This window comes from Teichococcus aerofrigidensis (assembly GCF_054073225.1).
In genome coordinates, this window is record NZ_JBSXMU010000105.1 from 1 (window position 1) to 11,370 (window position 11,370).

Sequence of the window (11,370 nt, forward strand, 5' to 3'; positions counted from 1 at the left end):
ATCCTCCCCGGGGCCGGCGGCTCGCCGCCCGCCGGCCCCTCTCCCGCCACCCCATTCCGGGCCTCCGCCATGACCCTCGCCACGCCCTGCGTCACCTTCCACCGGATGATCGACACGGCGCCCCTGCCGGCGCGGGCCGACCGCTCCGGCCTCGGCAGCCTGCCGATCCGCGCCATGCGCCATTGCGACGCGGTGGCCAGCGCCTCCGGCTTCGGCTGGCATCTCCATGCGCCGATGGATTTCCGCCTGCTCTGGGATGGCGCGCAGATCTGGTGGCATTGCGACGGGCTGGAGGACTGGCTGCCGCTCGGCGCCGCGCAATTTCCGCACTTTGCCGAGCGCTTCGACGCCGTGGCGCCCGAGGCGTCGCGCGGCTACGCGCCGCCCTTCCTGACCGCCCTGCAGGAGCCGGGCGTGGTGCAGATGTGGACCGGCCTGGCCGCCCGCACCGCGCCGGGCTGGAGCCTGCTGCTGCGGCCGCTGGCCAATGTGCCGCGCCACCCGGCCTATGAACCCTATGAGGGGCTGGTGGAGGCCGATCACTGGTTCGGCCCGCTCTTCACCAATCTGCGCCTGACCCGCACCGGAACGCCGATCGAGTTCCGCCGCGCCGAGCCGCTGTTGCAGGCGCAGCCGGTGCCGCAGATGGCCTATTCCGAACCGGTGCTCGGCGGCGCCGCCATGAGCCCGGCGCTGGAGGCGATGGGGCCGGCGGACTGGGCCGATTACCACCGCTCTATCGTGGTGCCGAACCAGGCGCCCGACCATCGGCCGGGCGGCTACGCGGCCGAGGCCCGCCGCCGCCGCCGCGGCGCCTGCCCGCACCGCGCCATGGCCGGGACGGCGGACTGACACGGCGGCTCAGCTTGCCGGCGGCGGCTCCGCCCGGGTGGCGGCGCGCATGCGGACACGCTCCTCGGGCAGCGGGATGAACTCCTTCTCGTCGCCCGGCACGGCGGCGAAGCGGCCGGCCTTCCAGTCCGCCTTGGCTTGGTCGATGCGCTCGCGCGAGGAGGAGACGAAGTTCCAGAACAGGTAGCGCGGCCCGTCCATCGCCGCGCCGCCGAGCAGCAGCAGCCGCGCGCCCTGTGGCCCCGCGCGCAGCGCCAGCCGGTCGCGGGCGCGGAAGACCAGCATCCGCTCCGCCGCGAAGCGGTCCGGCCCCACCGTCACCTCGCCCCGCAGCACATAGGCCGCCCGCTCCTCATGCTCCTCCGGCAGCGGCACCGCGGCGCCCGGCTGCAGCTGCACATCGGCGTAGAACAGCGGCGAGGAGACCGCGACGGGCGCCGCCAGCCCCCAGGCGGCGCCGGCGACCAGCCGCAGCGACACGCCCTCCGCCGTCTCGAACGGCAGGCTGCGCGCGGCGTGGTGCGCGAAGGCGGGTGCCGTCTCCTCCGCCGCCTTCGGCAGCGCCACCCAGGACTGGATGCCATGGAGCCGCCCGCCTGCCACGCGCAGCGCCGGATCGGTGCGCTCGGAATGCGCGATGCCACGGCCCGCCGTCATCCAGTTGACATCGCCCGGCAGGATCGGCTGCCGCGATCCGAGGCTGTCGCGATGCAGGATGGCGCCGTCGAAGAGATAGGTGAGGGTGGAGAGGCCGATATGCGGATGCGGCCGGACGTCCAGCCCCTGGCCGGACAGGAACTCGCCCGGTCCCATCTGGTCGAAGAAGATGAAGGGCCCGACCATCTGGTGCCCGCGCGCCGGGAGGGCCCGCCGGACCTCGAAGCCGCCGACATCATGCACGCGCGGCAGGATCACCGCCCGCACCGCGCCCGGCGCCACCGGGGCGTCCGGTCCGTCCTCCAGCGGCATCCAGCCCATGCCCGACCTCCCTGCCCGTGTCTGCTTCCTCTCCTCTCTATCCCGGAGCGGCGGCGCGGGGGATCAGAAGGCCGCGAAGTGCCAGCTGGCGAGGCTGGTCACGCCGGTCAGCGCGATCTCGAAATCCGCCGCCGGATCGCTATCGACATTGCCATGGAGCACGCCGCCGGAGAACCAGAGCTGCGCCGCCGCCGTGGCGGGCCCGCTGACGAGGGCGAAGGCCTGATCCCCGGCGAGTCCCAGATTGGCATCGATGCCGGAGAGGTCGAGCAGGTCGGTGTAGAGCGCCACGCTGAAATCGCCGATGACGTCGCGCGCCGCGCCCAGCCCCACATCGCCCTGGGCGAAGACGAAGCGGTCGTTCCCGGCGCCGCCCAGGAGCAGATCCGCCCCCGGCCCGCCGCGCAGGATGTCCGCGCCGCCACCACCCGAGAGGATGTCGTCGCCGGCGCCGCCGGAGAGCTGGTCGGCATTGCCGCGCCCGGTCAGCACGTCGTTGCCATCCGTGCCGGACAGCACCAGGGAGGGCGCCAGCTCCAGCACCGCCACACCGGGCGAGACGGCTTCGAGCGTTCCCGCGAGGCCGGTGATCTGGATGCTGCTCTCGGCCACGCCGTCGCCGTTCCGGTCGATATAGAGCGCCGCGCCGGACTGGCGGATCTCCGCCTCGCCCTGGCCGGCGAAGCCCGCCGTGCCGATGAACCCCGCCTGCAGGCCGGTGAGGTCGAGCCTGTCGCCCACGGCGAAGTCGGCGACGATGTCATGGAAGACCAGGCCGCGCTCCTCGGCATCCCAGAGGAAGACGTCATGGCCCGAGCCGCCGCTCAGGGTGTCGTTGCCGGGGCCGCCGCGCAGAAGGTCGTCGCCCGCATCGCCGGAGAGCTGGTCGTCGCCGGCACCGCCGAGCAGCATGTCGTCGCCCTCCCCGCCGAGGAGGATGTCCTTCCCCGCCCCGCCCGAGAGGAGATCGGCGCCGCCGCCGCCCTCCAGCCGGTCGTCGCCCTCGCGCCCGGTCAGGGTATCGGCGCCCGGCGTGCCGGTGAGCCAGAGGTCGGGCACGATGCGCAGGAGGCCCGAGCCCGCCACCACCTCCTCCAGCCAGAGCGTGCCGGTGAGCGTCAGGCTGGCATCGGCGAGACCGTCGCCATTGCTGTCGAGGGCGAGCACGGTCTGGCCGAGATGGAAGGCCCGCAGCTGCGCGGTGCCATCCGCCTGGAAGGCGGCCGCGCCGACGAAGCGCGCGCCCAGCGCGGCGAGGTCCAGCCTGTCCTCGGCGGCGAAGTCGGTGATGAGGTCGCCGGCCAGATCGGCGGCCGCGAGGTAGCGGAAGACGTCGGCCCCGGTGCCGCCGGTCAGGGTGTCCGCGCCCTCGCCGCCCAGCAGCAGGTCGTCGCCGGCGCCGCCATGGAGGATGTCGGCGCCCGCGCCCCCGTCCAGCACATCCCGGCCGTCATCGCCCCAGAGCCTGTCATTCCCCGCCTCGCCCAGCAGCGTGTCGTCGCCGGCACCGCCATGGAGCCGGTCGTCGCCGGCGCGGCCGCCGATGCGGTCGGCGCCGCCGCCGCCATAGATGACGTCCTGGCCGGCGCGGCCAACCAGCACCTCATCCCCGTCACCGCCGGAGATGAGGAGATTCTGGACGCGCTGCAGGACGCCGGAGCCGGCGCGCCGTTCCTCCAGCAGGACGTCGCCGTCGAACGCCAGCACGGCCTCAGGGAGGCCGTCGCCATCGATGTCGAAGCCCAGGAAGGTCCTGCCCACCGACACGCCGTTCCAGCCATCGAGCACCGCCATCTGCCCGGCCTGCCCGGTGAGGCCCTCGGCGCTGAAGCGGAACTCGGTGAGGTAGGCCAGATGCACCAGGTCGGATTCGTCGAGATCGGTGATGCGCTCGCCCGCCGCGATCTCGTCCAGGCTCAGGAACTTGAAGACGTCGGCGCCGGCGCCACCGGTCAGGACATCCCGGCCCGCGCCGCCGATCAGGGTATCGTCGCCCTGGCCGCCGAGCAGGATGTCGTCGCCGCCCTCCCCCTTCAGGAAATCGTTGCCGTCGCCGCCCTCGAGGCGGTCGGCGCCGCCGCGCCCGGCCAGGACATCGTCCCCGCTGCCGCCCTGCAGCAGATCATCCCCGCCGCCGCCCGCCAGCGTGTCGTTGCCGGCGCCACCCGAGAGGTTCCGGGCGGCGGCGAGACCGAGCAGGCGAGCGCCCGGCGTCACCTCGGCCAGGGAGCCGCCGGTGGCGAGCAGCACGCTCTGGTCGGCGAGGCCGTCGCCATCGGCATCGATCTCGATCAGCGTGCCATTGGCGGCGCGACTCTGCCGGGCCTCGGGACGCACCCCGCTGAACGTCTCGTCACCGATCCAGACGAGGAACGGGATGTCGAGCAGGAGCCGGTCGCCGGTGGCGAGATCGAGGATGGTGTCGGAGGCGCCCGGATCGACGCCGATGACGAAGGTGTCGTTGCCGGCACCGCCTTCGAGACTGTCGTTGCCGGGGCCGCCCTCCAGCCGGTCCGCCCCGGCGCCGCCCAGCAGGCGGTCGTTGCCGGCGCCGCCGATCAGCACGTCGTCGCCGCCCTCGCCCCGCAGGATGTCGTCGCCGCCGCCGCCCTGCAACCGGTCCGCCCCGGCGCCGCCGGTCAGCCCGCGATTCTCCGACAGCACCAGGATGCGCGAGCCCGGCGCGGTCTCGTCCAGCATGTGGCCGCCGGTCCCGATGGTGGCGCTGGCCTCGGCGCGGCCGTCGCCATCGGCATCGATCCAGAGCTGCTGCCCGTCGAAGCGGATCTCGCCGCGCAGGCCCGAAAAGGCGGCGACGCCGATATAGGTCAGTCCCGCCAGGCCGGTGAGCTGGATCCGGTCCCCCGCCTCCATGTCGCGAATGATGTCGCCATCGACCTCGGCGACGGAATGGTAGCGGAAGGTGTCGTTGCCGGCGCCGCCGCGCAGGATGTCGCGCCCCAGGCCGCCGATCAGGATGTCGTCCCCGCTGAAGCCCATGATCGAGTCGTTGCCCTCGCCGCCGATCAGCGTGTCGTTGCCGGCGCCGCCGTCCAGGGTGTCGTCGCCGGCGCCGCCATCCAGCACGTCGTCGCCGGACTGGCCGCGCAGCAGGTCGCGCCCCCCCGCGCCGATCAGCGTGTCGTTGCCGCCGCCGGCATCGATGCGGTCCGCCGCCTCGCCCCCTTCCAGGATCTCGCCCGCCTCGCCGCCCACGATTGTCCGGGGCGTGGCGACGACGAGGATGCGCGAGCCCGCGGCCGTCTCCTGCAGCGGGGCGCCGCCGGCAAGGCGCAGCACGAGATCGGACCGGCCGTCGCCATCCGTGTCGATGGCCAGCGTCTCGCCCTCCTGGCGCATCTCGCCCGCCGCGCCGCTGAAGCGCGCCTGCCCGATGAAGCGGAGGGTGGTGATGGCGGAAGCGTCGAGGCGGTCGTCCTCGGCGAAGTCCAGGATGACATCGCCGGCGAAGTCCTCCATCGCCTCGTAGCGGAAGCTGTCCGCCCCCTCGCCGCCCGCCAGCCGGTCGGCGCCGGAGCCGCCGATCAGCGTGTCCTCGCCCGCCTCGCCGGAGAGCGTGTCCTCGCCCGCCCCGCCGAGCAGCCGGTCGCCTCCGGCGCCGCCGAAGAGGCGATCGTCGCCCGGACCGCCCTGCAGGAGATCGGCCCCGGCGCCGCCCGTCAGCTCCAGCGCCGCGGCCAGCATCAGGATGCCCGAGCCCGGCGCCGTCTCCACCAGCCGCAGCCTGCCGTCGAGGCTCATGCCGATCTCGGCCAGGCCATGGCCGTTGACGTCGATGCTCAGGAGGGTGACGCCATCGGCGTGGCTGAAGCGGATCTCCCGCCCGAGGCCGGAGAAGGCGCGCTCGCCGATGAAGCTGAAGCCGGCGAGGGCCGAGAGGTCGAGGCGGTCGCCCCGGCCGAAGTCGATGATGCGGTCGAGGCTGATCTCCTCGAGGCCGGCATAGCGGAAGGTGTCGCTGCCACCGCCGCCCGAGAGCCGGTCGGCGCCGCGCCCGCCGGTCAGCAGGTCGTCCCCCTCGCCGCCGACGAGGATATCGGCGCCGGCGCCGCCGTCCAGGATGTCGTCGCCGTCCAGGCCGTAGAGGGTGTCGTCGCCGCCGCCGCCCGCCAGGCGGTCGCTGCCGCCGCTGCCGATGAGATTGGCCATGTCCTGTCCGCCTGAAGGTTTTTTCAGAGCGCGACGGGCTTCTCCCGATCCGCGGGAGATCTGCTAGCACGGCGGGGCCGGCACCGGGTCGCGCCCGGTGCCTCAATCGAACCGTCAGCGATCCGGCGTGGCTCAGCTGCCCTTGAAGACCGGGGCGCGCTTGCCGAAGAAGGCGGCCTTGCCCTCCTCATGGTCGTCGGTCAGGAACAGCAGGCTCTGGTAGTGCCGCTCCTCGTCCAGCGCGCGGTCCAGCCCGGTGGCGAGGATCTGCTTGGTCAGGGCGATCGCCGTCGGCGCCTGGTCGGCCAGGAGCCGCGCCCGAGCCTTCGCCGCCTCGAGCGCGCCGCCCTTGGGCGCCACCTGGTCCACCAGCCCGATGCGCTGCGCCTCGGCGGCGTCCAGCGGCTCGCCATAGAGCAGGATCTGCCGTGCCCGCGCCGGCCCCACGCGCTGCGGCAGGGTGTGCGGCAGGCCGAGATCGGCCATCAGCCCCGCCTTGCCGAAGGCGGCCATGAAATGCGCCGCCTCGGAAGCGACGATGGTGTCGCAGGCGCAGGCCAGCGACAGGCCGGCGCCGGCGCACCAGCCCTCGACCGCGGCGACGACGGGCGTGCTGCCGCCGACCATGAGCCGGATCAGCTGGTGCGCGGCGCGCAGGCGCTCCCGCCCCTGCAGCGGGCTGCGGACATCCATGCCGGACAGGTCGCCGCCGGAGCAGAAATGCTCGCCGGCCCCGGTGATGACCAGGGCGCGGATCTCCGGGTCGCCCTCGACCCGGTCCAGGATGCGCAGCAGATCGGCGCGCAGGCGCGGCGCCAGGGCGTTGCGCCGCCGCGGATAGTCGAGCGTCAGCACCAGCACGGCGCCGTCCCGCTCTTCCCGCACCCGCATCTCGGTCTCGGCAGCGGCCTCGGACATCTCCGGTCTCCTTCCCAAGCCGGCCTTGGCGCCGGTCACGGCGGCAGGCTACATTCCGTATACGGGAAATCAATCGGGATATTGAATGGACACCCATCAACCCTCGCCCGAGCGGGACCTGACCGGCCAGCGCGATGTCGGCGCGGTGATCCACGCCATCCGCATCCTGCAGCACCTCTCCGCCGCCACGGCGCCGCTCGGCGTCGCGGCCGTGGCGCGCGGCACGGGCATCAGCCCCAGCACCTGCTTCAACATCCTGCGCACGCTGACCCGCACGCGCTTCGTCGCCTTCCGCGAGCAGGACAAGACCTATTCCCTCGGCCTCGGTGTCGCCGAGCTGGCGGCGGGCTTCCTCGGCATCAGCCATGCCGAGCTGATCCGGCCGGAGCTGGAGCGCCTGGCGCTGAACTACGACATGCTGATCGTGCTCTGGCGCGTCACCGAGGACGGTCACATCGTGCTGATCGACCGCGCCCACAGCCATACGGCGGTGCGGGTGGAGATGCGCCTCGGCCTGCGCCTGCCGATGCTGGTGGGCGCCGTCGGCCGCTGCGTCGCCGCCGCGCTTGATCTGCCGCAGGCCGAGCTGCGGCGGCGCTTCGCGGCGTTGCGCTGGCAGTCGCCGCCGAGCTTCGAGAGCTACCTCGCCGATGTCGAGGCGGCGCGCGGCAGCGGCTGGAGCCTGGACAACAGCCAGCTCTACCGCGGCCTGATCACCATCGCCGCGCTGATCACCGACCAGCACGGGCAGCCGCGCTTCGGCCTCTCCGGCATCACCATCGCCGGCCAGCACCCGCCGCAGATCTTCGAGCAGCTTGGCCGGGAGCTGCGCGAGGTCGCGGGCTTCGCCACACGCGCGCTCTTTCCGAGGGACGCATCGATCCAGAATATTGAATAGCATTCCAGATTTGGGATGACAGCCCCGGCCGGATCAGGCCAAATCGCCGCCGATGCCGTGCCAGCAAAAGGCATGCAGCAAGGAGGAAGTCTCGAGCCGTGACTCATGTCAATCGCCGCGTCCTGCTGGGCGCCGGAACCCTGGCGGCAGGCAGCCTGATGGCGGGGCGCCGCCCGCGGGCGCAGTCGGGCTGGCGCCCGACCCAGACGGTCCGCCTCGTCATTCCCGCCGCCGCGGGCGGCACCACCGACATCATGGGCCGCATCCTGGCGCCGCACCTGCACGAACGCTGGGGCCAGGCGGCGGTGGTCGAGAACAAGTCCGGCGCCGGCGGCACTCTCGGCGCCGCCGAGGTGATGCGCGCCAAGCCGGACGGCCACACGGTGCTGATCAGCAATATCGGGCCACAGGCCATCGCCTATTCGCTGTTCAACAACCTGCCCTACAAGCCGGAGGACTTCATCCCGGTCTCCAACATGATCCGTGGGCCGAATGTGCTGATGGTGCACCCGTCCCTGCCGGTGAAGACCGTGCCGGAGTTCATCCGCTACCTGAAGGAACGGCCCGGCAAGCTGAACTACAGCACCTCCGGTCCCGGCCAGTCCCCGCACCTCGCCGGCGTCTGGTTCCATCAGCTCACGGGAACCCAGGCGACCGCCATCCACTACCGAGGCGCCGGCCCGGCCATGACCGCGATGATGGCGGGCGATGTCGACTTCGGCTTCGACAATCTCACCAGCTCCGTCGGGCAGATCAAGGATGGCCGGGTCCGGGCGCTGGGCGTGACCAGCTCCGACCGCAGCCCGCAGATGCCGGAGCTGCCGGCGCTGCGCGAGACGCTGCCGGAACTCGCCGAGTACGACGTCAACACCTGGTTCGGCGCCTTCTATCCGGCGGGAACGCCGCGCGCCGCGGTGGACGCGCTGAATGCCGAGATCAAGGTGCTGCTGGAGATGCCGTCGACGAAGCAGCGCTTCGCCGAGATGGGTGGCGTCCCGGCCTATGGCACGCCCGCCGAATACGCCGCCTTCGTCAAGGCCGAGACGGAGAAGTGGGGCGCCGTGGTGCGCAAGGAAGGCCTGAAGATGGACCTGGGCTGAGCGACCGGCGGGAGGGCGGCGGAACGCCCTCCCGGCTTCAATAGGATTTGGGCAGTCCCAGCACCTTCTCGGCGATGAAGCAGAGCACGAGCTGCGGGCTGACCGGGGCGATGCGCGGAATCATCACCTCGCGCAGATAGCGCTCCACATGATATTCGCGCGCATAGCCGAAGCCGCCATGCGTCATCACCGCCTGCTGGCAGGCCTTGAACCCGGCCTCGGCCGAGAGGTACTTGGCGGCATTGGCCTCGGCGCCGCAGGACAGGCCGGCGTCGTAACGCGAGGCGGCCTTCATCACCATCATCCAGGCCGCCTCTAGCTCCATCCAGTTTTCCGCCAGGGGATGCTGGATCGCCTGGTTCTGTCCAATGGGCCGGCCGAAGACGTGCCGCTCCTTCGCATAATGCGTCGCCCGCTTCAGCGCCGCATGACCCAGCCCGATGGCTTCCGCCGCGATCAGGATGCGCTCCGGATTCATCCCGTGCAGGATGTACTCGAAGCCGCGCCCCTCCTCGCCGATGCGGTCCTCCAGCGGGATCTCCAGGCCATCGAAGAACAGCTCGTTGGAATCGACGGCCTTGCGGCCCATCTTCTCGATCTCGCGTACCGCGACCTTGCTGCGGTCGAGCGTGGTGTAGAAGAGGCTCAGCCCCTCGGTCTTGCGCCTGACCTCCTCCAGCGGCGTGGTCCGGGCGAGCAGCAGCACCTTCTCGGCGACCTGCGCGGTGGAGATCCAGACCTTCTGCCCGTGCACCACGTAGCGCTCGCCCTGCCGCACCGCGCGGGTGCGGAGCTGCGTCGTGTCCAGCCCGGTGTTCGGCTCCGTCACCGCGAAGCAGGCCCGCTCCCGACCCGCGATCAGCGGCGGCAGCATGCGCCGCTTCTGCTCCTCCGTGCCGAAGACGACGACGGGATTGAGACCGAAGATGTTCATGTGCACGGCCGAGGCGCCGGTCATGCCGCCGCCGGATTCCGAGATCTCCCGCATCATGATAGCCGCCTCGAGGATGCCCAGCCCGGCACCGCCCAGCGCCTCGGGCATGCAGATGCCGAGCCACCCTCCCTCCGCCATGGCCTGGTGCAGTTCCGCCGGGAAGCGCCCGTCCCTGTCGCGTGCCAGCCAGTAATCGTCGCCGAAGCCGGCGCAGATGCGGCCGATGGCGCCGCGCAGCTCCTCCTGTTCAGGGCTCAGCGAGAAATCCATCGATGCTCTCCCGTGCAAAAGGCCGGCCGCGCCGCTTCCCGGTCAGGCGGAGAACTCCCGCCGCACCGCCTCCGTGTGCTCGCCCAGCGCCGGCACCGCCCCATACTGCCGCGGAGCACCGTCGTTGAAGCGCGCCGCCGGCGCCGCCACGGCGACATCGCCATTCGGCGTCCGCACCGGCAGGCGCCGCAGCGCCGGATGCGCCACCAGCGCCGGCATGTCGTTGACGAAGCCATAGGCGGTGTTGGCCTCGCGCAGGCGGGCGGCGCAGGCCTCCCGGCTCAGCTTCGCGAAGGCGGCGGCGACATGCGCGTCCACCACCGGCCGGTTCGCCACACGCTCGACATTGCTGCGGAAGCCCTCGCGCTGCGGCAGCTCGGGCTCCTGCAGGAAGCCGGCGCAGAACTGCGCCCATTCCCGCTCGTTCTGGATCGAGATCAGCACCAGCGCGCCATCCGAGGTGGCGAAGGCGCCGTAGGGGCAGATCGAGGGATGCGCGAGGCCGATGCGCTGCGGCGCATGGCCGGTGCCCTCGAAATACAGCAGCGGCACGTTCATCCAGTCCGCCATGGCATCGAACAGCGAGACGCCGATCGACTTGCCCTCGCCGGTGATGCCGCGCTCGATCAGCGCCTCCAGCACCGCCGCATGCGCCATGGTGCCGCAGGCGATGTCGCAGACCGAGACGCCGACGCGCCCGGGCCCCGCCGGATGACCGGTGATCGAGGCCAGCCCGCTCTCGGCCTGGACCAGCAGGTCATAGGCCTTCATCGTGGCGTAGTCGCCGCTCTCGCCATAGCCGGAGATATCGACGGTGATCAGCCGGGGGTGGCGCCGGCGCAGCTCGGCGCTGCCGAAGCCGGCGCGGCCCATGGCGCCGGGGGCGAGGTTCTGGATGAAGACATCCGCCTTGCCCACCAGGCGCTGCAGCAGTGCCTTGTCCCCCGCCTCCTTGATGTCGAGGCAGACGCTTTCCTTGCCCCGGTTCAACCAGACGAAGTAGGTCGATTGCCCGGCCGCCGCGCGGTCATAGCCGCGCGCGAAATCACCCTCGGCGCGCTCGATCTTGATGACGCGCGCGCCGGCATCGGCCAGCTTGACCGAACAGGTCGGCGCCGCGACAGCCTGCTCCATGGAGACGACGAGAAGCCCCTCCAGCGGCCGGCCCGGTCTTCCCATGGTTCAGTAGCTCCTGGGCATGCCGAGGACATGCTCGCCGAGATAGGAGAGGATGAGGTTGGTGCTGATCG

At 72.0% G+C, this 11,370-nt stretch carries 8 protein-coding genes; 3 read left to right on the plus strand and 5 right to left on the minus strand.

Going from position 1 to position 11,370, the window contains the following annotated elements; translation table 11 throughout:
- Positions 1 to 852: DUF6065 family protein (locus ACVMLK_RS16900; RefSeq protein WP_457487059.1), on the plus strand; the 852-nt coding region annotated here is incomplete at its 5' end.
- A 9-nt stretch (positions 853 to 861) separates the two neighbouring features.
- Here ACVMLK_RS16900 and ACVMLK_RS16905 read toward each other — a convergent pair.
- The 3 genes from ACVMLK_RS16905 to ACVMLK_RS16915 all read right to left on the minus strand — a co-directional run bounded on the left by ACVMLK_RS16905 (position 862) and on the right by ACVMLK_RS16915 (position 6,918).
- Complete coding sequence (locus tag ACVMLK_RS16905; RefSeq protein ID WP_422921986.1) at positions 862 to 1,830, minus strand: pirin family protein; 969 nt, start codon at positions 1,828 to 1,830, stop codon at positions 862 to 864.
- 63 nt (positions 1,831 to 1,893) lie between these two features.
- Positions 1,894 to 6,000, minus strand: coding sequence for a M10 family metallopeptidase C-terminal domain-containing protein (locus ACVMLK_RS16910; RefSeq protein ID WP_457487060.1), 4,107 nt, complete (start codon positions 5,998 to 6,000; stop codon positions 1,894 to 1,896).
- 132 nt (positions 6,001 to 6,132) lie between these two features.
- Positions 6,133 to 6,918 (minus strand): enoyl-CoA hydratase/isomerase family protein, encoded by a 786-nt coding sequence (locus ACVMLK_RS16915; protein WP_198368063.1) that lies wholly within the window; start codon positions 6,916 to 6,918, stop codon positions 6,133 to 6,135.
- 85 nt (positions 6,919 to 7,003) lie between these two features.
- On the opposite strand from ACVMLK_RS16915, the gene ACVMLK_RS16920 reads away from it, so the two are divergent.
- Together ACVMLK_RS16920 and ACVMLK_RS16925 are read left to right on the plus strand one after the other, a co-directional pair.
- Entirely contained in the window at positions 7,004 to 7,816 is an 813-nt protein-coding gene (locus ACVMLK_RS16920; RefSeq protein WP_422921989.1) for an IclR family transcriptional regulator, read from the plus strand.
- Positions 7,817 to 7,914: 98 nt separating this feature from the next.
- Positions 7,915 to 8,916 carry a Bug family tripartite tricarboxylate transporter substrate binding protein gene (locus tag ACVMLK_RS16925; protein ID WP_457487061.1) on the plus strand — a complete coding sequence of 334 codons (1,002 nt, stop codon included), beginning with the start codon at positions 7,915 to 7,917 and terminating at the stop codon, positions 8,914 to 8,916.
- A gap of 37 nt (positions 8,917 to 8,953) precedes the next feature.
- Here the strand turns inward: ACVMLK_RS16925 and ACVMLK_RS16930 are convergent, their stop codons facing one another.
- Both ACVMLK_RS16930 and ACVMLK_RS16935 read right to left on the minus strand, forming a co-directional pair.
- Positions 8,954 to 10,120 carry an acyl-CoA dehydrogenase family protein gene (locus tag ACVMLK_RS16930; RefSeq protein ID WP_457487062.1) on the minus strand — a complete coding sequence of 389 codons (1,167 nt, stop codon included), beginning with the start codon at positions 10,118 to 10,120 and terminating at the stop codon, positions 8,954 to 8,956.
- 42 nt (positions 10,121 to 10,162) lie between these two features.
- A complete protein-coding gene (locus ACVMLK_RS16935; RefSeq protein ID WP_198368066.1) occupies positions 10,163 to 11,299 on the minus strand; it encodes a CaiB/BaiF CoA transferase family protein in 1,137 nt (378 codons plus the stop codon).
- Positions 11,300 to 11,370: the final 71 nt, after the last annotated feature.